We start from the raw sequence: 23,728 nt of genomic DNA on the forward strand, positions 1-23,728 counted from the left end.
TGGCGGAGTCTCCTTCGTACGCGTACGCAAGATCTGCGCCCCCACGGCTACGGTACGGCCTGGGCAGACAACGGCGTGGGGCATTGCCGGAATAGATGGGTAGTGCGCGGGCGCACTACCCCAACTCTGCCCTCCCCCTGCACGGCGGCCGAGCCCCGAGGCGGCCCCCGGGGCGCCCGGTTCCGCCCCGCGACCCGAACCGCCGGTCCGCGCTAGCCCTCGCTACTCCCGGCTAGCCCCCGTTAGCCCCCTTAGTCTTCGTATCCCAGTTGCAGGTCCCGCTCCGTGCGTCCGCCGCCCGCGACCCGCAGCACGGTCGCCACCGGCGGGTATCCCGCCGCGATCACCGTGTACTGGCCCGCCGACAGGTCGATGAAGCGAAAGACGCCGTCGGCCCCGGTGGTTGCCGTGTCCACGACGTTGCCAGCCGCGTCGAGCAGCGTGACCCGCGCGTCCTCCACCGTGCGTCCACCGCTGGCCCGCACGGTGCCGCGGAGCACCGCACCGCCGGCCAACTCGATGTCCTGCCGGGTCTCGCGTGCGGCCTGCACGGTCACCGGCAGGGCGGCGGGCCGGTAGGCGGGCGCGCTGGAGGCGAGCGTGTACTCGCCGGCCACCAACTCGGTGATCAAATAGCCTCCTTCTCGGCCGCTGCGGGTGGAGGCGACGACCTCGCCGCGTACGTCGGTGAGCGTGACCATCGCATCGCGTACGGGCGTACCGTCCGCCGTGCACACCGCACCCGCAAGGCGGCCCGCGCCGCCCAGCACCACATCGAGCTCGACGGGTCGCTCCGCGACGGTGACGCTGACCGCCTGCGGCTGGTGCCCGCCCGCTGCAGCGATCAGGACGTACGCGCCGGGGCCGGGCGTGCTCAGTGCGTAGCGCCCGTCTGCTCCCGTCGCGCCCCGCCCGATCTGTCGGCCCGCGACGTCGATCAGGGTGAGGGCGGCGCGCGGCACGATGCTGCCGTCGTGATGCGCGACGGTCCCGCACACCGGGACGCCGGCCATCGGCTGGCCTTCGGTGCGGCTGTGCTCGGTGCCGTACGACGCGGCGGAGGTGGTGGGGGTGGCGTCCTTCGCACCGTAAGAGGTGGCGTAGCCCGTGTCGTACGAGGTGTCGTACGAGGTTTCTCGCTGGCCCGCGGTGTGCGCGGGCGTGCCGTTGATGGCGGTGTCGGTCCGGCTGCGGGCGGTGGGGACGGCGTGGTCTTGCTGGTCGGTGCGGGACACCAGGGGTTTCTCCTTCAGCAGCAAGGCGAGCAGGAAGCCGAGGACGAGCACCGGCACGAGGTAGAGGAAAATGCGGGGCATCGCGTCGGCGTACGCGGTGAGGTAGCTGTCGCGCAGGGTGTCGGGGAGGGTGCGGACCGCCTCCGGGGTGATCGAGTCGGCGCCCGGCAGTTCGGCGCCTGGGGGCAGTTCACGGGCGAGGGCGTCGGCGAGCCGGTTGGCGAACAGGGTGCCGAAGATCGCCGCCCCGATACTGCCGCCGATCTGCCGGAAGTAGTTGTTGGCGCTGGTCGCCGAGCCGAGGTCGGCCGGGCGTACGGAGTTTTGGACGGCGAGCACCAGGACCGGGAGGACCAGGCCGAGGCCGAGGCCGAGCACGCCCATCCATGCGCTGTAGGTCAGCCGGGCGGTGTCCTCGGTCAGGCGGGACAGCAGCCACATGCCGAGGGTTGCCAGCGCACAACCGACGATGGGGTACGCGCGGTAGCGGCCGGTGCGGCTGATCCAGTGCCCGGAGGCGATCGAGGCGACGACGACGCCACCCATCATCGGCAGCATCATAAGACCGGACTCGGTGGCCGTGGCCCCGTCCACCATTTGCAGGTAGGACGGCAGATAGCTGGCGGCGCCGAACAGTGCGACGCCGACGACCGCGCCGACGAGACCGCTCACGTTGAAGATCGAGTCACGGAACAGCCGCAGCGGCATGATCGGTTCGCGCGCGAAGTGCTCGACGACGATGAACAGGAGCACGGTGCCAAGCGCCCCCAGGCCAAGGCCCACGATGATCTGGGAGTCCCAAGCGTGTTCCGTGCCGCCCCAACTGGTGAGCAGCACCAGGCAGGTGGAGGCAGCGGCGATCAACAGGGTGCCGAGCACATCGAAGTGGGCGCGCCCCTTGGGCCGGGGCAACTTCAGCACGAGGAGGATCACGGCCAACGTCACCAGGCCGAGCGGCACATTGATGTAGAAACACCACCGCCAGGACGCGTGGTCGGTGAAGAAGCCGCCGATCAGCGGTCCGGCGACGGACGCGAGTCCGAAAATGGCACCGATGAGGCCCATATAGCGCGCGCGCTGCCGGGGCGGCACGATATCCGCCATGATCGCCTGAACACCGATCATCAGCCCACCGCCGCCCACGCCTTGAATGGCGCGGAAGATGATCAGCTCGTCCATGGTGCGGGACCAGCCCGCCAGCGCCGAGCCCGCGATGAACACCACGATCGCGAAGACGAACACGCCCTTGCGGCCCAGGAGATCACCGAGCTTGCCGTAGATCGGAAGCACGACCGTCGAGGCCAGCAGGTAGGAGGTGATGGCCCAGGACATCTGGTCAAGGCCGTGCAGATCACCCACGATCTCGGGCAACGCGGTGGCGATGATGGTCTGATCGAGGGACGCCAGCAGCAGGGTCAGCATCAACCCGAGAAAGACCAGCCGCACCCGGGCCGGGCTGAGTGACACGATGGCCGTGTTGGCTGGGTCGGTTGCTGCGGCTGTGCTGGCTGTTTCCGCTGTGCTGGCCGTGCTGGCCGTGCTGGCTGTTTTCGCTGTGCTAGCCGGGGCAGCAGGGTCGCCGTCATCGGGAGGCGGTTGCCATCTGGCCTGCGCCGAGGGCGTCGGTTGGTCCGTTTCCTGACGCTTCAGCGCTCCCGGGGCGCCGTTGGGCTCCCCCGGGTTGCTTTGACCGCTTGCGTCTCGCGCCGGGCGTACCGCCCGCGCCGTCGCGTATTGCTTGGTTGGGGAGGCCGGGTCGAGCGCCGCGCTGGGCTCGTCCCGATCCGCCAGGGTGGTCCCGCCCACGTACCGCTCCCGTCGTCACGTCTGCACCGCTGCTCATTTCTCGCATTACGCGACAACAGCGAGCAACCGAGACGATTCTTCGAAAAGAGGCGACACGGGCGAGCAACTTCGTTGCCCCAGGCGCCTGTCACGCGCTCATCAGGGGTTTCCCTGCCGAGGGCGCCCGGAGCACATCGGAGCATCGCCGGGAAAAACCACTCGATCCGGTGAGCCGACCATTCACGCGCACGGGGGCGGCGCCGAATCTGCGTGCGCAGCGCAACTCCGCGCCCTGCGGGGCCGTGCGGAGCCCTGCGGGGCCGCGACGGGGGCCGGGCCGGGCGGTCAAGTCATTGGCTGTACGGGGAAGTTGCCCCGCGTACGCCGCCGTGCCGCCCGGCGGGTCATTGGCGCCGCTTCGCCGGCAAGCCACCCCTCACCGACAGGTCACTTCTCCGTCTCTTGCGCGAGCCGGGCCAGCACGGCGTCGTAGATCCGCCCGAGCCCCTTGGGCGCGAAGGTCCGCTCGAAGAAACCACCGATGCCACCGGCGCCGGTCCACACGCTGGTGACCAGGACGCGCGACTTCCCTTCACCCGCCGGGGTCACGGTCCAGGTGGTGACCATCGAGGAGTTCCGGTCCTTTTCGACCAATTGGCCATCGGTCGGCTCGGTCACGTCGAGCAGGCAATCGCGCACCCGCTTACTGGTCGCCTGGAGCTTCCAGTGCACCAGCGTGCCCTCGCCGTCACCACCCTCGCGCACCTCGTACTCGCTGAAGTGCTCGGACAGCAGCCGTTCCCGCTTGCCGCTGTAGTCGGCGAGCGTATCGAACACATCCTCGGCACCCGCCGTGATGATTCGCTCCGTCGTGGCCTCGACCTGCGTCATCGCTGTTCCTCCGGTCCTGTTCACGTGCTCTCGTGCGTGATCGGCAAGCCAACCACTTCCCCTCGCACCCGCCCAAATCGGGGACTGACACCCTTCGAATAGCACGTATGTTCTATAATCGAGGCCGTACGACCGAGGAGGTGCTCATGCGCTGGGAGAACCTAGCCGCCGAGAAGGCCGCACCCGCGCTGTTCGGCATGGACAGCGTGACGCGCACCTTCGACACTCCCGAGTTCCGCGGCATCACCTTCCACGAGGTGCGGGCCCGCTCGCTGCTGAACCGGGTGCCGGGCGCGTCCCGGATGCCTTTCGAGTGGACGGTCAATCCCTACCGCGGCTGCTCCCACGCCTGCGTGTACTGCTTCGCACGCAAGACCCACAGCTACCTCGACCTAGACACCGGCATCGGGTTCGACTCCCAAATCGTGGTGAAGATCAACGCGGTCGCGCTGCTGCGCCGCGAGTTGGCCGCGCGGAGCTGGACCGGCGAACACATCGCGATGGGCACGAACGTGGACTGCTACCAGCGCGCCGAGGGCCGATATCGGCTGATGCCCGGCATTTTGGCCGCCCTCCTTGAGCGGTCCAACCCGTTCTCCATCCTCACCAAGGGCACCTTGCTCTTGCGTGACCTGGAGCTGCTGCGATCGGCGGCGGCGCGTACCGACGTCGGCGTCTCGATGTCAGTGGGCTTCGTCGATCCCGCGCTGTGGGGCACCGTGGAGCCCGGCACGCCCTCGCCCGAGCGGCGCCTTGGCACGGTGCGCACCCTGACCGACCACGGCATCGCGTGCGGGGTGCTGATGGCGCCGGTCATCCCGTATCTGAGCGACTCGCCCGAGCAGCTGCGGCAGACGGTGCGGGCCATCGCCGAGGCCGGGGCGACCTCGGTCACGCCGCTGGTGTTGCATCTGCGGCCGGGCGCCCGGGAGTGGTTCCTGACCTGGCTCGACCAGCACCACCCCGGGCTGCGGCGGCGCTATGACGCGCTCTACGCGGACGGGGCCTACGCACCCAAGTGGTATCAGCGGCGGATCACCCGCCAGGTGCACGAACTGGCCACCGAGTACGGCATCGGCCCCTCCGGACCCGGGGCGGCCCGCGCGCTGCCCGAGCCGCCGCCCGTGTTGCCCGACCCGGCCGCCGGGACCCAACTGGCGCTGTTGTAGAACCGGGACAGCGGCAGTTGCGCCGCAGGCACCACGTAGGGAGTCCCATGGCAGAGCACACCCAGATCATTGCGCCGGACGGCATCGCGCCTGGCAACGGCTACAGCCACGTCGTCATGGGCAGCGGGACGCTCATAGCGATCTCGGGGCAGATCTCCGTAGACGAACACGGCGCGCTGGTGGGCGAGGGGGACCCCGAGGCGCAGGCGCGCCAGGTCTTCGCCAACCTGCGCCGCTGCCTCGATGCGGCCGGCGCGACCTTCGCCGACGTGGTGAAGCTGACCTTCTACGTCACCGACGTCGCCTTCATGCCGGCGCTGCGCGCGGCGCGCGATGCGCACATCGACGCCGCGAAGCCCCCGGCCAGCTCCGCCGTCCAGGTCGCGGCGCTGGTGCGGCCAGAACTCCTGGTGGAGGTGGACGCGTTCGCCGTACTCGACAGGTGAGCGCGGGCCGGCCGGCGAGGCAACCGATCGCCGGCCACCGCGCCCGCCCCCAGGCAGCCGGGCCCAGGGCGCGCAGCCCGGGGCAGCCGGGCGCGCAGTCGGTCAAAGCGTCGCGGCCAGCAACTCCCGGGTGTAGTCGTGCGACGGGTGGTCGAAGACCGCGTCGCGGGTTCCGGTCTCCACCACCTCGCCGCCGTGCAACACGGCGATCCGGTCACAGAAGTGCCGTACGACCGCCAGGTCGTGCGAGACGAACAGCAGCGAGAGCCCGAACTCGTCCCGCAGATCCATCAGCAAGTTGAGCACCTGCGCCTGTACGGACACATCGAGCGCCGAGACCGGCTCGTCGGCGATCAGCAGCCTGGGTGCGGGGGCCAGCGCGCGGGCGATGCCGATGCGTTGGCGCTGGCCCCCGGAGAACTCGTGCGGATAGCGCGCCAGATGCTCCGTCTTGAGGCCCACTCGCTCCAGGAGCCATGCCGCGCGCTCCCGTCGTTCGGCCGCTCGTTGGTTGGTGTGCGCGAGCAGCGGCGTGGTGACGATCTGCTCCACGGTACGGCGCGGGTTGAGCGAGGCGTACGGGTCCTGGAAGACGAGCTGCACCTCACGGCTGAGCTCGCGGCGCAGCCGAGTATGTCGGGCGGCGGCCGAAATGTCCCGCCCGTCGAAGTGGACGCTGCCCGAGGTGGGCCGCTGGAGCCCGGCCAGTACCCGGGCCGTGGTGGACTTCCCCGACCCCGACTCTCCCACCAGGCCCAGCGTCTCACCGGGCGCGATGGCCAGGCTGACATCGCGTACGGCTTGGACCGGCGCTCGGCGCAGCCCCGGCAGCCGCGACCCGCGCGCCGCAAACTCCACCCAAAGCCCGCGGACCTCCGCGATCGGCGACACGGTGGCCGCAGCGGCGGCGGGCCTCGCACCGGCCCGGGCCGGAGGCGCCTCGTGCCCTGACCGGGGCACCGGGTCCGGGTCGTCCACCGTCGGCAGCCGGGTGCCGGGCACGGTGTGCAGCGTGGGTGCGGCACCGATCAAGGCCCGGGTGTACGGCTTGGCCGCGGCGCCAAGGAGCCCTTGGGCCGACCCCTGTTCGACCTCCCGCCCGCCGCGTAGCACCAGCATCCGGTCGGCCATCTCGGCGACGACCCCCACATCATGGGTGACCAGGAGCACCGCCGTGCCGTGCTCTTGGCGCAGTTCGTCCAAAAGCCGCAGCACCTGACGCTGGACGCGGGCGTCGAGCGCGGTGGTCGGCTCGTCGGCGATCAGCAGCTGTGGGGAGTTGATCAGGGCCATGGCGATCATCACGCGCTGCCGCATGCCGCCGGAGAACTGGTGCGGGTAATCCCTGGCACGGGCCGCTGGAATGGCGACCCGCTCCAGCATGTCGGTGGCCCGCCGTCTCGCCTCGGCCCGGGGGGTGCCTGGATGGTGCAGCCGGTACGCCTCGGCGAGTTGGGCTCCCACCGAGTGGAACGGCGACAGCGCGGCCAGCGCGTCCTGAAAGACCATCGCGGCGCGTGCCCCGCGCACGGCGCACAAGCGCTTCTCGGGCGCCCCGACGATTTCGGTGCCGCCGACCTGGATGCTGCCGGTGACGGTCGTACGGGCCATGTCGTGCAGGCCGAGCGCGGCCAGGCCCACGGTGGACTTGCCCGAGCCCGATTCGCCGATCAGGCCGAGCACTTCGCCGGGCGCCACGTCGAAGGTGAGGTCACGTACGGCCTGCACGGGCACGACCGCGCCGCGTTGGCCACCGTGCGAGCGGGCGAAGGACACGGACAGTTCGCGCACCCGCAGCGCGGGGCTGCGGCCTCCAGCAGCCATCGGGGCTTCCTCTGCGGTCAGACGGGACGGATGAGACGGGTGGGGCGCGTAGGGCCTGCGGCCGGGCGGCTGGACGGGGGCGGTCATGCGAGCCGTACCCGGGGATCGAGCCAGGCGACGACAAGGTCGGCCACCGCGACGAAGACGACCACGCACAGCGCGGCGAGCAGCACGGTGCCCACCACGGTCGGCAGGTCGTTGCCGACCACGGCGTCCACGGCCAGCTTTCCGACGCCGCCGAGGCCGAAGACGGTCTCGGTGATGAACGCGCCGCCGAACAGCGCCCCCGCCTCCAGGCCGAGCAGTTGCACCAGCGGTGGCGCGGCCCCGCGCGCGGTGTACTTCAGATGGGCGCGGCGAGCGCTGAGCCCCTTGCCGCGCGCGGTGCGCACATACCCCTCGTGCATGACCTCAAGGAGTTGGGCGCGGGAGAGCCGGGCGAAGATGGCGGCGTTGACGAACCCGAGGACCAGCCAGGGCAGTAGCAGTCCGGCGGCCCAGCCGCCCGCGTCGTCGGCGAGCGGCACATAACCGGGTAGCGGGAGCAGATCGGTGCTGTAGACGAGCAGGTACTGCAACGCGTAGCCGAGGAAGTAGATCTGCACGCTGGCACCGATCAGGGTGAAGCCGGACAGCAGCCGGTCGGTGCGGCTGCCACGGCGTAGCGCGGAGACCAGACCGGTGCCGATACCGAGCACCAAGATCACCGCTAGCGCGCCGGTGGCCAGCGACAGGGTGACCGGCAGATGGTCCGCGATGGCCGCGCTGACGGGCTGGTGCAGGGTGTACGAGTAGCCAAGGCAGGGCGCGCCGCAGTCGATGGGGGTGCCGTCCACGTCCTTGATGGTGCGCCCGGCGACCAGCCCCCGTAGGTAGTCGGCGTACTGCTGGACGATGGGCTGGTCGAGGCCCATGCTGTGGCGCACCGCCTCGACCTGGCCGGTGTCGCACTTGGGGCCGCAGGCGATGAGGGCGGGGTCGGATGGCGCGGCGTAAAAGAGGCCGAAGGTCGCGGCGGTGATCGCCAGGAGGACCGCCGCCGTCTGTAGGGCTCGTCGGAAGACGTACCTGAGCATGAGGTTCCGGTCCCGGGGTCAGGACGTGGTGCGGTAGAGCCAGGCCGGGCTGACGCTGCCGTAGATGGGGTGGATGAAGGCGCCGCCGATGTGGGCGCCGCGCACCTGCGAGATGTGCGGGTAGAGGAACGGCACGACCGGGGCGTCCTTCATGACGACCTGTTCGAGGTCGATGAGGGCCGCGGCCTTCTGCTTGGCGTCACCGATGTCCTCGATCCGCTCCAACTCCCGGTCCACGTCCGGGTTCTGGTACCTGATGCCGTTCGACAGTGCGTCCAGGCGGCTGTGGAACTGGTCGGGCAACAGCGTGGAGGGGGTGGGCCAGTCCACCGAGTTGGTGCTCAGCCACAGGTCGTACGGGGCGGGCCCGCGGAAGACCTGGTGGGTGAAGGACGCGGGGTCGAGCGGCTTGGTGACCAGGGTGATGCCTGCCTTGGCGAAGGCGTCGGCGAGAACCTGGGCGACGCGGTCCTGGACTGGATCGCTCTCGTAGGCGTACGTCAGCTTGGTGACCGGCTGCTTGGCTTTGGCCAGGTGTTCCTTGGCCTTGGTGATGTCGCCTGCGGGCGGCGCGGGGTAGAGGTCGTAGGGCTTCCAGCCCACGATCGCCGGCGAGGACAGGGTCGTGGCGAACTCGCCTGCGCGGGGGCCGCCCATGACCTGGCGGGCCTGCTGCCGGGGGAAGAGGTAGGCAATGGCCTTGCGGACCTCGGGGTCGGTGACGCGGCTGTTCTTGATGTAGAGGTCGTTGGTGTACGCGCCCTGCCGACCGCTGACGACGAGCTTCCGCTTGCCCGGGTCGCGCTCGGCCTCCCGGTGGAGTTCGGGCGGGAGTTCGCCCCTGGTGGTCACGGTGCTGGTGCCATCGCCGCGCCCGGCGAGGATCTCCTGACTGGTGTTGAGGGCCTTTTTACCGAAGGTGAACTCGAAGCGGTCGGCGTACTGGTGCCGGATGGGGTCGGTCTCCGGCTTCCAGTGCGGGTTGCGCTCCAGCGTCAAGCGCTGGTTTTGCCGGTGCTCGACGATCCGGTAAGGGCCGGTGGCCAGCGGTTTGATGTCGTAACTGGTGCCGGTGTCCCGGTCCTTGCGTACCGGCGACGAAGAGGACTGCGCGGCCATGTACGGCACGTCTGCCTGGGGTCTGGGGAAGTGGAAGACGATGGTCTTGGCGTCGGGTGTCTCGATCGCGTTGAGGTCGCCGTCCTTCGGGCCGCCGTACTTCTTGACGGCCGCGGTGCGATCGGCGGAACCGGTGAGCCACTCCGGCCAGTAGGTGGGGCCGAGTTCGAAGCCGGGCGCGAAGGTGCGCTCGATGCCGTACTTGACCTGTTGTGCGGTGACCGGCTTGCCGTCCTCCCAGGCGATGCCGTCCTTGAGGTGGTACGTCCAGGTCCGGCCGCCGTCCGTCGAGGTGCCGGTGTCGGTGGCGAGGTCGCCGACGAGGGTGGGCTTGCCATTCACCACCTGGTACTGGGTGAGTTGGCGGCCCCACAGGAGCGAGGTGTTGTACGTCTCGCCGGCGTAGATCTTCTGCGGGTCCAGGTGTGTGTAGCCGGTGGGGTTGGCGATGGTGATGGTGCCGCCGTTACGGGCCCCGGAGATCTGCGGAGCTGGTCCCGCGCTGTCCTTCGCGGTGCCGAGGGACGCGGTGAGCGGGGCGGTCTTTTGGGGCGCGGGGTCGCTGCCGCCCTTGCCGGCGCCGGCGGAGCAGGAGCACAGCAGCGTGGCGGCAACGACGGCGAGGGCCGGTACGGCCACGGTGCGCGGGCGGCGGCTGGACGTGCTGGGCATGCGGAACTCCGATGCGAGGAGGGACGGGAAGAGCGGGAGGGACGGGAGGGACGGGAGGGCGGGAAGGGGTCGCTGCCGGCCGGGGTGCCGCGCGGGGCTGTGCTGCCTGTGCTGACTCAGCGGCCGGCTCAGCGGGCCGTGCGGGGGTCGAGGGCGTCCCGTACGGCGTCTCCCAGCAGATTGAAGGCGAGGACGAAGACGAGGATGGCGACGCCGGGGAAGACCATGTAGGTGGGGTCGGCGTAGAAGACCTCGGAGCCGCGGGCGATCATCCGGCCCCAGTCGGGGATCGGTTCGTTGATGCCGACGCCGAGAAAGGAGAGCGCGGCCTCGGCCGTGACGATGCCGGGCACGGCGAGCGTGATGTGCACCAAGACCGGCGCCCAGACGTTCGGCAGCAGCTCCCGCACGATGATGTGCCGCCGACTCGCCCCCACCGCCCGGGCCGCCTCGATGAACTCACGCTCCCGCAGCGACCGCACGGTCGTCCGCAGCACCATGGCCAGGGGCACCCAGCCGAAGGCCGAGAAGACCGCGATGAGGACGGCAAACTGCATCCAGCCGGGTTCGTTTTCTCCGGGAGAGACGAATCGAGTTTGAATGATGGGGCTAAGGGCCAGCAGAAGCAATAGGGTGGGGAATGCGAGGAGGACATTGCAGATAAAGCCGAATACGCGGTCGGTGATTCCGCTGATATAGCCGGCGGTCACACCGAGCACGATGCCGGTGATGGCGATGACGGCAACCGAAGCAAGGGCAATGAGCAGCGAGGTGCGCATGCCGTACAGCAACTGGGTGAGCACGTCTCGACCGAGCCCGGGTTCGAGCCCGAACCAGAAGTCTGCGGAGATGCCTCCGTTGGGCCGTACCGGAAGCCCCTCGGGACTGAGCAGGTCAGCGGCGTTCTGCCCATAGTGCTCGGTCGGGTTCTTGCCGTACAGCGCGGCGATCAGGGGTGCGCTTACGGCGAGCACGGCACACAGCAACACGACGGCCAGAGCCGCCATTCCGACCCGGTCGCGGCGTAGCGCGCGGGCTGCGGTCACGAGCGGTCCCGCGGGTACGCCGAATGTCTCTTCGGCCACTGCTTTGGCCATCGCTGCCGCTCTCCTGAATCTCAGCGGGGGTTTCCCGCAGCCGGTTCGCGACCATGAGAAACGATGGCTTGATGCGCTGGCAAATCATCTTTGTGGGCAGCAGGTAAATGACGAAGGAAACATTTCATGAAGGCTGATTTATTTCATGCAGCCGCAATGCAGGTGACACAAAAATAAGGACTATTCACTACGTTTCGCCCCCCACCTACCATCCCCAGCACTTCCATTGAGATCTCGCTCACAAAACCTTTATTTCCAAGGCTCAACAAACACTCAGCCTTGATTGAGTAGATCCAGAGCGTCGAGAACCTGCCCAACGGCGGTTTAGGGTGCGAGGGGGCGGCGCCTTTCAGCCGAACCACGAACCCCACCTTTCGGGCCAGCGCGGCGCAAACCGCACACCCGCTCGACACCACCGCACCGTCCCGCCCCAGGCCCCCGGCCGCACCCTCGCTCCCGTACGGCCACGTTCACACAACAACCAGGTACCGTTCGATTACCAATGGTGACCAGAAGCCGGCCTTCGAGCGTGCAATCACCCCATGCATCCGCAAGACTCCGCACCGTTAGCTGCCACCTCGAACAAAGGAGCGTTCGATATGCGGAACATCGCTGGAGGATTTGCACTGGCCGCCGCCTTGACCATCGGCTGCCTGGCCACCGGAACGGCACACGCCGAGTCGGGGGGAACCACCTCGCTCTACGCGCCTTCGTCCCTCGTGCTCTCCGTCGCCCAGGGGGACGATGCGACGGCCGTCGTCACGCGTGCCGTGACTCTCACTTGTAGCCCGAAGGCGGGCGGCGATCACCCGGCGCCCCGCGCCGCGTGCGCCGAACTGCGCGCCACCGGAGGCGCCTTCGAGGAGCTGACCCGCGCGTCGGCGGATCAGGCCTGCACCCGCGAGTACGCCCCGGTCACGGTCGTCGCCCAGGGCGTATGGGAGGGGCGCAACGTGTCCTTCTCCCACACCTTCGGCAACGCCTGCTTGCAGCAGACCGCACAGGGAATGGCCTTCCGATTCTGACGCCAGCGGCTCCGCTGCTGAGCGACTGCCGGTAAGCGACTGGTGCTGAGCGACTGCCGGTGAGCGACGGGTGAACCGCCCACACGCCAGCGGCCTCCCGGACACTGTGGGGGTGTCCGGGAGGCCGCTTTCGGTGCGGAGTGCCGGTTTTGGTGCGGGACACCGGACGGCGTACGGCGCGCAGGAGCCGCGACGACGGATGGTCGGCCTACGGGCCGGCCGGTGCGCGCAAAAAACGCATTCGCCGCGTACCGCTACAGCAGATCAGCGGATCTGCGTACCGGTGGCCTGAAGTGCCTCGGTCACCGGCTGGAAGTAGGTCTCACCGCCCGAGCTGCAATTACCGCTGCCGCCGGAGGTGAGCCCGAGCGCGGTGTCGCCGTCGAAGAGCGAGCCGCCGCTGTCGCCGGGCTCGGCGCACACGGAGGTCTGGATCAGACCCTCGACGGTGCCCTCCTGATAGTTGACGGTCGCGTTGAGCGCCTTGACGTCGCCGTCGTGCACCTGGGTGGTGCTGCCGCTGCGGGTCACCTTCTGCCCCACGGTGGCCTCGCCGGCCTGGGCGATCACCTGAGTGCCGCTGTACAGGTTGACCTCGCTCGGGTGCGCGGTGTCGGCGGTGTACTTCGCCAGGCCGTAGTCATCGCCCGGGAAGCTGCCGGACTGGGTGGCCGCGACCTCCTGCCCGCCCTGCTGGTCCGACCAGCTGGAGACGGAGTTGGTGCAGTGGCCAGCGGTCAGGAAGTACGGCTCGCCGCCCTTGGTGACGTTGAAGCCGAGGGAGCAGCGGGACCCGCTGCCCCAGATGGCGTCGCCGCCCGCGATCAGCGGCCGAAGCGTACCGGCCGAGCGCGTGACCACAGCCCGGTCACCGAGCGAGTCAACGACCTTGTTGAGTCGCTGTAGCTTCTCGCCCCGCACCGTGCGGTCGGCGGTGACGACGACGTTGTTGGTCTTCGGGTGCATGGCCCAGGAGGTGCCGGGGATGGTGGCCTTGGCCTTGAGGGTGGAGCGTGCCTCGTTCAGTGCGGCCAGCGAATGCTTGACGACCTTGGGCTCGGCACCCGCCGTGCGGACGCGCTCGGCGGCCGAGTCGTCGAGGACGTTCACGACGAGCTTGTGATTCTTGGCGTCGTAGTAGGAACCCGCAGCGTCAGAGCCGAGGTCCGAGCTGATGTCGGTGGCCAGCGCACCGGCGGCGATGGCGGTGAGGGGATCGGGGGCAGCAGGTGCCGCGCTGGCGCTTTGCAGCGTGAGGGTGGCGGAGACCAGGGCTGCCACCCCGGCGCCGGCGATGACCGTACGACGTACGCTTGTGCGCTTCAACTCAAAACCTCCAGTGGGGGGTTGGGCCCGACTGTGGGGGTCTGGACCCGGAGGAGGCATGGCCACGCCGCCTTGGACAGAGGCGCGTTCATGCCAAGTCGCTTCGCTGAGTATTCCCAGGCACTCGCGCGGCACACAAGGTCGCGTTCAAGTCGCTACCGCCATGCGTCCCGCGCGCCGTCCGAGTCACAGACCACACCTACCGTGCCCACGTCAGAACCGCATGCGGACACATGCCGCACGGGGGTGCACACCCACGGTGACGCATACGAGTGGCCGATATCAGCCCTTGAACTTCCGAAATGCGACGGCGCTCAACCGACTATCGGCCGTTGTCGTGACCTTCGACGCCCCCGTAGCGCTGTGCGCGCGCCTCTCCGCCGAGTCCGAGCTGCATGCGCCGACTGTGCCGCTCCCACTCCTGGCGCCGACCGTGCCGCCTACGCCCTCCGTACCGCCTGCGCTAGCCGCGCGCGCTTCGATGTGCACTCCCCACCCCACGGCCGGGCTGTCGATCAGCGACTCAACCTGGTGAGCCCCCGCCGGGCTATGGACGCAGTGGGTCAACAGCGTCCTGCCACGGCAGGGGCTCATCGCGTACGGCTCGGCTGCCGCCGCACGCCAGGTCCTGCCGCTTCGGCGAGGACCGCTGAGGCCGCTGAGACCGCTGAGGCCGACCCTCCCAGCCAGGTTTGGCCCGGTCAGGCCGCGTCAGGTCTGCGCCCCGGGCAGGTCAGTACACCTTGACGTTGTACTTGCTCAGCGCTTCCTTGACCGGCTGGAAGAAGGTCGTGCCGCCGGACGAGCAGTCGCCACTGCCACCGGAAGTGAGGCCGAGTGCGGTGTCGCCGGCGAACAGGGCGCCGCCGCTGTCGCCAGGTTCGGCACACACATTGGTCTTGATGAGTCCGGAAACCACATCGCCGTTACCGTAGTTCACCGTGGCGTTCAGGCCGGTCACCTTGCCGCCGTGCAGCCCGGTGGTACTGCCGCTGCGCTGCACCTTCTGCCCAACGGTGGGGTTGGCGGCCTTCTTGATGTCCCGCGTGGAGCCGTTGTAGAGGTTGACGGTGCCCGGGTGTTTCAGTGCGCGGTTGTCGTAACGGATGAGCCCGTAGTCGTTCCCCGGGAAGCTGGTACCGGTGGTCTTGCCGATCTTCGTACGGTGATTGGAGTCGGTGTACCAGGGCGGCTTGCCGTCAGTGCAGTGCCCCGCGGTGACGATGAAGTACGTCCCCGCGGAGTTACGGACGTTGAACCCGGCCGAACAGCGCCAGTCGCCCGCATAGATGGCGTCTCCGCCAACGATCAACTTGCGGAAGGTGCCCGGGACGCGCTCGATGCGCAGCGCAGCGGCACTGTCGCCCGCTGCCCGCTCAAGCCGGGTTATCTCTGCTCGGCTGACGGTGCTGTCGGCCGTGACGACAAGGGTGTTGGTGTGTTTGTCGATATACCAGGCGGTGCCCGGGACATCAGCCGAGCGGACCGCGTCACCGGCGGTGGTCGCCTGCGCGGCGGTGCGTGGCGCCGGCGCGTCAGATGCGGCGCCCGCGGCGGGAACCGCCAGCGCCGATACTGCCGCGAGCGCGGAAGCCACGCCGATGAGCCGAGTGCGTCCACGGGAACCGGGAAGCAGGGTGGTGCGCGAGTTTCTCAACTCTTCCTCCGAGGGAGTCGGGGGCCCGCTGCCTGGGCGGGCCCGTCAGACACGGGCCCTGGGGCGCGGGCGGCTCCGCCGCGATCGTGTCCCCCTGACCAGCGCTGCCCTGGAGTATTCGGGCTGCGGCCAGCAGCACACAAGGGCTCGCCGGACGGCTGTCGAAGCGCACGCGGTGCCGCCCCGGCGGCTCTGGGGCGCCGCCGGGGCGCTACGCGGCTCCCTTGGTGCGGGTGGGACGCGGCCGAGCATTTTCTGGTTCCCGCTGGCGCCCCAACGCGGCCCGCGGCGCCCCCAACGCCTCCTGTAGCCCCGCTCCGACTCCTCCCGCTCCTCCGTCACAGCCGCGCCCGCCGCCCCCTGCCGAGCGCCCTCGCGAGTCGGTTCGCTCCCGACGAAGCGGCGCGCGCCCCTTCGCCCGTCGGTGCGCTCCCCCGAATCACTTGGCGCGCCCCCAAGGGCACGCGCCACGCACGCGCTAGCCCGCCGTGAGCAGGTTGCGCTCCCCCGCCGTGAGCGGGAAGGGCAGGGTGTTGCCCGGCGGCGGGAACGGACACAAAAAGTGCCCGGCGAACGCGCACGGTGGCAGCAGCGCCCGGTTGAAGTCCAAGGTCAGCGTCCCGTCAGGGGCCGGGGTCCCCGGGTGCAAAAAGCGGAACGGGTAGCTTCCGCCCGCGTCCTTGGCGCGCCCGCTGGTGCCATCGGCGAGGACGATCCACAGCGAGCCATCGCCCTCCGTCCCGGCAGCCAGCGCGTATTGCACACCGTCCACCGTGAACACCACCTCGCCGGTGAGTCCAAGGCCCCGGGCCGTCCCGTCCGCGTTGGCCACCTGCACGGTGCGGCCCGTGTCGAAGGCACGATAGGCGGCGGGCACGGCCCACTGCTCGGCGTAGTCGAAGGCGTCGATCCCGGCGAAGGTGCGGCGGGCCACCGCATCGGGGTCGAAGACGCGTACCGCCCACAGGCCCTCGCGCCGCAGCACCACCAGGTGCCGGTCACCGCTGGTGACCCTGGCATCCAACGGCCCGTGCTCGGGGCCGAGCCTGGCCTCGCCGTCGAGCGGTTGGCCAGCGACCGCGACCTGGTCCTGTGTCACGGCCCTGAGCACCAGTTCCTCGCCGTCCTCGGTCCACCGCCCGGGGACGTCGGGCAGATAGCCGTCCGGCGAGTCGGCCAGCCAGTGGGTGCCGGTGACCGACAGCGGGCCGTAGGGCGCGGAGACCGCCTCGGCGCGCTCTTGCCGCCAGGCACGCCATCGTCGTCGCTCGGCTGACTCGGTCGGCTGCCTCCCGGCCGCTGGCCCCTGTGGCAACGCCGACTCGGAGCGGGCCACCGAGGTGGGGCCTGGCGTCGGCTTCGGTCGGGCCACTGTGCTGGGCTGACCGGCGCCGGACTGGGCCGCGCTGGACTGGCCGGCCCCGGACTGGACAGCTCCGGACTGGGCCGGCGCCGGGTGCCGCGCCGTGGTGGCCGTCGTATCGCGCTGTGCCGCTGCTTCCGTCATGCTGCTGTGTCCTCTCCCAAGGGCTGGGCAAGCCCGAGATGTGCGCGCAACGTGCTGCCCGTGTATCGCGTACGGAATGACCCGCGCTCCTGGAGCAGGGGCACCACGCGCTTCACGAAGTCATCGAGCCCTCCCGGAGTTAGGTGCGGTATCAGGATGAAGCCATCGGCCGCATCCGTCTGGACGAACGTGTCCAGCTCATCGGCGACCGCCTCCGGGGTACCGATGAAGGATTGCCGGCCGGTGGCCTCAATCACGGTCTGCCGAATGGACAGCCCCTTCTCCTTGGCCAGGGCCCGCCACGAGGCGACGATGGCGCGTGGATCGGCTTGCCGCACCCGGCCCTGGCTGAGCTGCGCCTCGTAGTCGGGTTCGATGTCCGGCAATGGGCCGTCCGGGTCATATCGCGATAGATCGACTCCCCAAACCTGTTCCAGGGTGAGGAGCGCGGTCTGCGGCGAAATCTGCTGGCGTCGTATCTCGGCGGCCTTCTCCTGCGCCTCGGCCGCGGTGTCGCCCAGCACAAACGTCACGCCGGGCATGATCTTCAGGTCATCGGGGCGCCGCCCGTAGGCCGCGAGCCGGCCCTTGACGTCGGCGTAGAACTCCCGACCCGCCTCCAGCGTTCCGTGGCGGGTGAAGACGACGTCCGCGGTGGCCGCGGCGAACTCACGGCCCTCGCCGGAGTCGCCGGCCTGGATCACGACCGGGTGGCCCTGCGGGCTGCGCGGCACGCTGAATCGGCCTTCGATGTCGAAGTGCTGGCCATGGTGGGCGAAGCTGCCGGTGGCCCCGCCGGTCCGCCCTCGCTCGACGCCGGGCGGCCAGGAGTCCCAGAGCTCGCGCGCGGCGGCGACGAACTCGGCGGCCCTGGTGTAGCGGTCGGCCCGGTCCAAAAAGCCACCGCGCCGGAAGTTCTCGCCGGTGAAGGCGTCGGATGAGGTGACCACGTTCCACGCGGCGCGGCCCCCGCTCAGGTGGTCGAGCGAGGCCAGTCGGCGGGCGAGTTCGTAGGGTTCGTTGAAGGTGGCGTTGACGGTCGCGGCGAGCCCCAGATGCTCGGTGACGGCGGCCAGCGCGCTCAGTACGGTGATCGCCTCGGGCCTGCCGACGACGTCCAGATCGTGGATGCGTCCCTGGTGCTCGCGCAGCCGCAACCCTTCGGCGAGGAAAAAGAAGTCGAACAGACCGCGCTCAGCGGTGCGCGCAAGATGAGTGAAAGACGAGAAGTCGATCTGACTGCCGAAGGCGGACTGACGCGTGGCGCTTCGCTCTGCGGTGGGGCCCGCGCTGCCAGGGCGTGAGACCTGCGGCGCCTGCGGGGTCGGCGGCGCGCTCCATACGGTGGTGTTGTTGACGCCGGGGAAGTGGGCGGCGAGGTGGATGGCCCTACGGGTGGTACGCGAGGTGCCTGGGCTGTTGCTCATCGGGCGGAAGCCTCCCTGGCGAGGGCGTAACGGTTGGTCGGGCGCGGCAGGCCGAGGTGTTCGCGGAGCGTGGCGCCGGGATAGAAGTGCCGTACGAGGCCGCGGTGTTGGAGGACGGGCACCGTGCCGTTGACGAGCAGCCGCAGGTCGCGTTCGGCGTCCCGGGGCCTGAAGTGAAAGCCGTCAGCTGCCCCGTCGGTGTGCCAGGCCGCGACGAGTTCGGCCAGCGCGACGGCGTCGGCCGACGCATCGAGGTCCACCGACAGCGAGGCCAGGACGATCAGCCGGTCGGGTTCCCTGCCCCACGCGCGGGCGCGCTCGCGAAGGTCAGCACGCACGGCGCGGGCCGTGTCCGGGTCCTGGGTGCGCACGAACGCGACATCGGCGTAGCGGGCCGCCGTCTGCCGTGCGTGTGGCGCGGTGGCGTCGATGGCGGTGACGGGGTGGCCCTGCGGGGGGCGGGGCACGATGGAGGGGCCGCGCACGGAAAAGGTGGCGGTCTCGAAATCGACATAGTGCAGCTTGTCCCGGTCGATAAAGCGGCCAGTTGCTATGTCGCGTATCTCGGCGTCGTCCTCCCAACTGTCGAACAGCCGGGTCACGACGTCCACGACCTCGCCCGCCTCGTGCCACAACTCGTCGATGGGCGCAGCTGGGCGGCGGCCGATGAGTCGGGCGTCGGCCTCGCTGGTGGACACATCGGCGATCCAGCCGCCGCGCCCGCGGCTGACCCAGTCCAGCGTGGCGATGGAGGCGGAGAGGTGGAACGGCTCGGTATGGGTCGTGGTGACGGTCGGCAGTAATCCGATGCGTTCGGTTGCGGGCGCCACACTGGCCAGCACCGCCAGGGCATCGAGTCTGCCGACACCGGGTGCGGGTTGACCGAGCGAGTCCTCCAAAGTGATGAAGTCGAAGGCGCCGCGCTCGGCGAGTTGGGCCCGCTCGGCAAAGGCGGACGCCGAGTATCGCGCGCCGCCGTCAAGGGCGACGGCTAGCCGCAGTGGACGGTTCAAGGGGGGCATGGGGTTCCTTACGGTCCGGGGGTTCCTTGGATCGGACGGGTGGTCGTACGGATGGTCGTACGGGGCCCGTTCGGGCCCTCCAGGGCGCGCGGCGGCCACGGGGCCGGAAGACCCGGAGTGCGCCCCTCGTGCGGTTGCCAATCGGTCGAGCCAGGACCGATCAGGCGGGGCCGCGATCGACGACGCCGCGTTGCCCTAGGCGCTCAGCCGCGCGGGACAGGCACCTTGGGTGAGGAGTTCGAGCAGGGCCCGGGCCACCGCGTCGTTTTGCCGCACGGCGGGCGCGCCGGTCCCCGGCCGGGCGAAGGCGGTCGCCACCCGGGTGTCGGTGTGCGCCCCGATCGCGAAGCGACGCGGGTGCGGGCGCCCGGTGCGGTCGAGCACGCGGGCGTCGTCGGGGTGCACGGCGAGCAGCCCGCCTGCGGTCGCCCGCACCCCGTCCGGGTCGTCCTCGTACAGCGCGCGCAGCAGCCGGTCCCGGGAACGGGCCACCGAGGGGTTCGGCAGCCTGGCCTCGACGAGCGCGGTCGCTTGGACGGTGTGCCCGGGTACGGAGTCGCTGGCGGCTGTGAATACGCCGCGCGCCGGGTCGGCGGTGACGGTCATCTCGGCACCGATGAAGCGCACGACCCCGGCCCGGGACAGCGCGAGCAACTGTCTCAACCGGGGCCCGGGCGGGCCCGAGGCGACATAGCTGAAGAAGCCGTGCCACCACGGGCCGATGTCGCCCAGCCGGGCCACCTGCCCGTACAGCGAGAGCAGCCCGAGGAAGACGGCGAGATCGGGACTGTGCTCGGGGTCGTGATGGCGCGCTAGGTCGGCGGTGATGTAGCGGCGCAACTCGTCCTGTAACGCCTCGGTCGAGGGGAAGGTCAGCTCGGTCAGCGGCCGGTCCAGCGCGACGAGGTCGATCCGGTCTGCGGGGTCGGGCACGGTGGCCGCCACCAAGGCGGCAAGCTCCTCGCTACCCGGCTCGCAGGCGGCGTACTTCTCTTCGAAGTCCTGCCAACTCGCGCGGGTGCGCCCCGGGTGAGCGGTGAACAGCCGGTGGTAGTGCGCGTATCCCAGTTCCTTTTGGCACAGCGGCCACACCTCGCGTGCGAAGTCCACCGGACCTGGGCGCCGTAGCAGCTCCGCCACCTGCGGCGGCCCGAAGAACCGGGGTAGCGGCGGCAGTTCGCCGTGCCAGTCGTAGCCGATCTTTGAGTGGTACGGGACGCCTCGTCGCGATCCGACATAGAGCACCGGCTCCCGGCCGGAGGGTCGGTAGACCAACTCCGGGCCGCCACCGGGACCGCCACCGGGACCGTCGCCGGACGCGCCGGCCGCACCGGCCGCCCCTGCCGCATCGGCGTAGGTCCCGCCCCGACCCTCGGTCAGCAACACCATCAGATCGATGAAGGCCAGTCCGAAGCCGCGCACCAGCACCGGTTCACCGGGGTGCAGCGCCTGTAGGTCGCTGTCCGCGGTGTACTCGGGCGGCAGATAGGTCAGCCCGTGGTGCGCTGCGAAGTGGGCCAACTCGGTTTGTGCCGGGTCGGTCTCGGCATCGAGATGGCCCAGGGCGAGCACCACCGCATCGGCGACCAGCGGCAGCTCACGGCCCTCCAGCCACACCCGTTGTGACGCCTCACGCGGCCCGGCTACCCGTACCGCGCGCCGCCGGTGCACCCGCAGTTCGACACCGGGCGGCAGGGCGGCCACCGCACGCTCGTACACCCAGCCCAGGTACGCACTTTGCAGCCGCCGGGTCGCGAACGTACGGCCCGTCAAGGCCGCCACTTCATCCGCTAGTTCGCGGGCGAGTGGCACGTTCAGCCGGCCCGCGCGGATCTCCTGGGCCCACTCGGCGAGCGAGGGCCCGGCGTACGGCGGCCCGTCCCGCGCGGCGTCCCAGCCTCGGCTTCCGTCGTCGAAGACGGACACGTCCGCCGCCATCGAGTTCATCCACAGCAGTGACGACTGCTCCGGCCGCCAGACCCGCCCACCGCCCGGCGGATGCGGGTCGATGAGATGCACGAGGAGACGGCTGTCTCGCCGCGGCGCGAAACGACTGCCCTGCGTTGAGGGCGCGGGCGGGGCGCCGTCCGGCGCAGCCGCCGCGACGGCGCCGCCGTGCGGGGATGCGCCGACGTGCGGGGGTATGAGGCCGCCAACTGGCGGCAGTTCGGTTGCGCGAGCGGCGATCCTGGCGATCAGACCTACGGCGCGCGGGCCCGCACCGACGATCGCGATGGCGGGCGGGCGGGGGCGGCGGGGAAGAGGGGAACTGTTCGGTGACACGGACATGCGAAGACTCCGTGGGTGCTCGGTTCGAGCACGCGTCCAGTCCACACATGCGGTCGCGCCCCTCAGCACGGCCGGACTGTGAGGCTATGCGCTGGCCACGGCGTTCTGTCAAGGCTGTCCGTACTGTGAACAGCGCGTCTCACCGCGGTTGACGGGAAAACGGAAGACTGCTCCACTTGGCCTATGCACTCAGGGCAGCGTCTGGTCACCCGCGACCACATCGACTTCGGTCGGGTGTGGTCGTGTTCCTGTTCGGGCTGACCGCTGCTCCACGCGTCTGAGCGCCCGCCCGCAAGGGCTAGGCCGCGCTCGCGCCCCGCAATGTCAGCAGTTCGCGGCCCCAGCCTCGCGCGGGCCTCGCGTCCCGCATCCGCGTATCCAGCACGCGTCCGCACACCGTAAACGCTCGGCCCTCCCCTCGCTCAGCTCGCGCCTCATCCCGATCCGCACGCTTGCTTGACTGCGCGTCATCGCCCCAGCCCCCATGGCCTTCTCGTAAGGCACTGCATGACCGTCACCTCATGGCGCGGCTGGCGCGTTGACCGCGCAGCACACCGCCCGCGCTGAACCACCGGTCTTCCTACGGCCAACAGGTTTAGCGCGGGAGCACACCGCCCGCCATGGGCAGTGGGGTCTATCAGCAGCTACATCCGCAGTCACAACCCCCGCACCCGTCGCAACAGTCGCAACCCTCACAACAATCACAACAGTCGCACTTGTGGCACCAACCGCCGCGCTTATCGCCGGTCCACGGGTCGTGGTAGTCCTCGCGGCAGCAGATCTGGCACGTACAACACAGCCCGAGCCAGACCGCACACCCCGGGATCAGGCTGCGCCGACGTGGCGGCCGGCCGGGGTCGCCATGCCCATCACCACCGCCACCGCCTCCGCCACCGAACCAGTCCCCATCGGAGCCACCGTGCCCGGGCCCCGGGTGCAGCGGCTGGGACGGCTGGGGCGGCGCACCCGTGACGCCTCGGGGTGCGTTCATATGCCCGTACGGCAGGGCGCCGGGCTGCACCGACTGGCCCGGGCCGCCCTGCCCAGCCTGGCCTCCATGCGGATGCCCGTACGGCGACTGGGCACCGGGCCCCGCGTGGTGCTGGGCTCGCGACTGCTGGTCCAACTGGTGCGAACAGGTGGGGCCGAACGCCCGGTCCACGGCGTGCCGCAACTCGTGCGCCAACAGCACATGCGCCAGCCTGCCATCGGCAAAACGCACCTCCCGCAGCGCCAGCCGTACGCCCCGTACCGCGTCCTCACACAATCGCCGCGCCTCGGCGACCGAAGCGCCCGTCGCACGGAGCGGGTTCCAGGCGCCGGTCCGCGCATCCTTGTCCAGGTCCTCGACCGCGTCCAGCAGGTGCGCCAGGCGCCCGAACAATCGCCCCGCCTCAGCGAGCGGCGCCCGGTTTTCCGGTCGCCCGGCCAACTGCGCGGTGTGCGCGAAGGCAGCGGCGGTCGCCGTCTCGGTCGGCTCGGTGATGGCCAGCAGCGGAGTGCCCCACACCGCCAGCTCCTCGATGCCGGCCTGCCGATCCACCGCTTGCACCAACACGGCCGTATCGAAGCCCAGGTCAGCCCCGGTATGCGCGCCGGCACGGTCCCACCGGGTGGCGACCCGGCGGGCGGCAGCAGCCACCGGGCGGCGGGCCAGTGCACCATCGCGGTCCGCGATGTGGTCTCGGACCTTCGCCGACGCGAGGACGAGTGACACGGCCGCCGCGAGCCTGGCGCCCTCGCCGCGCGCCACGGGCGCGGTGCGCATGCCGCGCAGCGGGCAGGGCCCGGCGGTGCGCCGCCGAGCCGCACGGTCCGCATCGCGTGTCTGAGCCTCCACGAGGACCGAGATGATCAAGCCGTCGTAGTTGGTGGCCACCCGGGCGAACTGACCGTGATCGGCGCGGAGCGCGAGACACAGCCCGCACAGGTGTGCCATCCAGTCCGCGTGCAGACCAACAGACAAGCGATGCCGACACGGTCGGACAATCCCAAACAAAGCTCCCCCATTCCCCCGTACGCCGCGTGGCGTCACTCATTTAGCCCGGCGAGTCTAACTAGCATGCCGTCAGGCTCTTTGGGCAGGAGGAACTCTGATTCACCGCCACGCGTTGTGCACCAGTACCGTCACGAATCCCCTGTGCGGCTGCAATCCGCTTGG

Annotated in this window: 16 protein-coding genes; 3 read left to right on the plus strand and 13 right to left on the minus strand. The window is 70.1% G+C overall.

Annotated elements, in window-relative coordinates:
• Positions 1 to 251: 251 nt before the first annotated feature.
• Together FHS42_RS21525 and FHS42_RS21530 are read right to left on the minus strand one after the other, a co-directional pair.
• A complete protein-coding gene (locus FHS42_RS21525) occupies positions 252 to 3,041 on the minus strand; it encodes an MFS transporter (RefSeq protein ID WP_376772658.1) in 2,790 nt (929 codons plus the stop codon).
• Between the two features lie 426 nt (positions 3,042 to 3,467).
• Positions 3,468 to 3,911, minus strand: a complete 444-nt coding sequence (locus tag FHS42_RS21530) for an SRPBCC family protein (protein ID WP_184574358.1) — start codon at positions 3,909 to 3,911, stop codon at positions 3,468 to 3,470.
• Positions 3,912 to 4,057: 146 nt separating this feature from the next.
• On the opposite strand from FHS42_RS21530, the gene FHS42_RS21535 reads away from it, so the two are divergent.
• Both FHS42_RS21535 and FHS42_RS21540 read left to right on the plus strand, forming a co-directional pair.
• Complete coding sequence (locus FHS42_RS21535) at positions 4,058 to 5,080, plus strand: Rv2578c family radical SAM protein (protein ID WP_184574481.1); 1,023 nt, start codon at positions 4,058 to 4,060, stop codon at positions 5,078 to 5,080.
• A 47-nt stretch (positions 5,081 to 5,127) separates the two neighbouring features.
• Positions 5,128 to 5,526 carry a RidA family protein gene (locus FHS42_RS21540; protein WP_184574360.1) on the plus strand — a complete coding sequence of 133 codons (399 nt, stop codon included), beginning with the start codon at positions 5,128 to 5,130 and terminating at the stop codon, positions 5,524 to 5,526.
• Positions 5,527 to 5,628: 102 nt separating this feature from the next.
• Here FHS42_RS21540 and FHS42_RS21545 read toward each other — a convergent pair whose 3' ends face one another.
• The 4 genes from FHS42_RS21545 to FHS42_RS21560 form a co-directional block, all read right to left on the minus strand.
• On the minus strand, positions 5,629 to 7,350 hold the full coding sequence (locus tag FHS42_RS21545; protein WP_221476719.1) for a dipeptide ABC transporter ATP-binding protein: 1,722 nt from the start codon (positions 7,348 to 7,350) through the stop codon (positions 5,629 to 5,631).
• Between the two features lie 83 nt (positions 7,351 to 7,433).
• On the minus strand, positions 7,434 to 8,426 hold the full coding sequence (locus FHS42_RS21550) for an ABC transporter permease (protein ID WP_184574362.1): 993 nt from the start codon (positions 8,424 to 8,426) through the stop codon (positions 7,434 to 7,436).
• A gap of 18 nt (positions 8,427 to 8,444) precedes the next feature.
• Positions 8,445 to 10,217, minus strand: coding sequence for an ABC transporter substrate-binding protein (locus FHS42_RS21555; RefSeq protein WP_184574364.1), 1,773 nt, complete (start codon positions 10,215 to 10,217; stop codon positions 8,445 to 8,447).
• Between the two features lie 128 nt (positions 10,218 to 10,345).
• The gene (locus FHS42_RS21560) at positions 10,346 to 11,314 is read right to left on the minus strand and encodes an ABC transporter permease (RefSeq protein ID WP_184574366.1); all 969 of its coding nucleotides are present in this window, start codon (positions 11,312 to 11,314) and stop codon (positions 10,346 to 10,348) included.
• Positions 11,315 to 11,913: 599 nt separating this feature from the next.
• On the opposite strand from FHS42_RS21560, the gene FHS42_RS21565 reads away from it, so the two are divergent.
• Positions 11,914 to 12,339 carry a subtilase-type protease inhibitor gene (locus tag FHS42_RS21565; protein ID WP_184574368.1) on the plus strand — a complete coding sequence of 142 codons (426 nt, stop codon included), beginning with the start codon at positions 11,914 to 11,916 and terminating at the stop codon, positions 12,337 to 12,339.
• 264 nt (positions 12,340 to 12,603) lie between these two features.
• On the opposite strand, the gene FHS42_RS21570 is transcribed toward FHS42_RS21565, so the two are convergent.
• The 7 genes from FHS42_RS21570 to FHS42_RS21600 all read right to left on the minus strand — a co-directional run bounded on the left by FHS42_RS21570 (position 12,604) and on the right by FHS42_RS21600 (position 23,566).
• Positions 12,604 to 13,665: a S1 family peptidase gene (locus tag FHS42_RS21570; RefSeq protein WP_246495119.1), complete on the minus strand. Its 1,062-nt coding sequence runs from the start codon at positions 13,663 to 13,665 to the stop codon at positions 12,604 to 12,606.
• Between the two features lie 733 nt (positions 13,666 to 14,398).
• Positions 14,399 to 15,322 carry a S1 family peptidase gene (locus FHS42_RS21575; RefSeq protein ID WP_184574372.1) on the minus strand — a complete coding sequence of 308 codons (924 nt, stop codon included), beginning with the start codon at positions 15,320 to 15,322 and terminating at the stop codon, positions 14,399 to 14,401.
• Between the two features lie 478 nt (positions 15,323 to 15,800).
• Positions 15,801 to 16,637 (minus strand): DUF1684 domain-containing protein, encoded by an 837-nt coding sequence (locus FHS42_RS21580; protein ID WP_246495181.1) that lies wholly within the window; start codon positions 16,635 to 16,637, stop codon positions 15,801 to 15,803.
• A gap of 188 nt (positions 16,638 to 16,825) precedes the next feature.
• Positions 16,826 to 18,256, minus strand: a complete 1,431-nt coding sequence (locus FHS42_RS21585; protein WP_184574376.1) for an NtaA/DmoA family FMN-dependent monooxygenase — start codon at positions 18,254 to 18,256, stop codon at positions 16,826 to 16,828.
• Complete coding sequence (locus FHS42_RS21590; RefSeq protein ID WP_184574378.1) at positions 18,253 to 19,278, minus strand: LLM class flavin-dependent oxidoreductase; 1,026 nt, start codon at positions 19,276 to 19,278, stop codon at positions 18,253 to 18,255. Before FHS42_RS21590 ends, FHS42_RS21585 begins: the two co-directional genes overlap by 4 nt.
• 195 nt (positions 19,279 to 19,473) lie before the next feature.
• Positions 19,474 to 21,567 (minus strand): FAD/NAD(P)-binding protein, encoded by a 2,094-nt coding sequence (locus FHS42_RS21595; RefSeq protein WP_184574380.1) that lies wholly within the window; start codon positions 21,565 to 21,567, stop codon positions 19,474 to 19,476.
• Between the two features lie 637 nt (positions 21,568 to 22,204).
• The gene (locus FHS42_RS21600) at positions 22,205 to 23,566 is read right to left on the minus strand and encodes a DUF5685 family protein (protein ID WP_184574381.1); all 1,362 of its coding nucleotides are present in this window, start codon (positions 23,564 to 23,566) and stop codon (positions 22,205 to 22,207) included.
• Positions 23,567 to 23,728: the final 162 nt, after the last annotated feature.

It is taken from the genome of Streptomyces zagrosensis (assembly GCF_014203645.1).
Classification (GTDB): Bacteria; Actinomycetota; Actinomycetes; order Streptomycetales; family Streptomycetaceae; genus Streptomyces; species Streptomyces zagrosensis.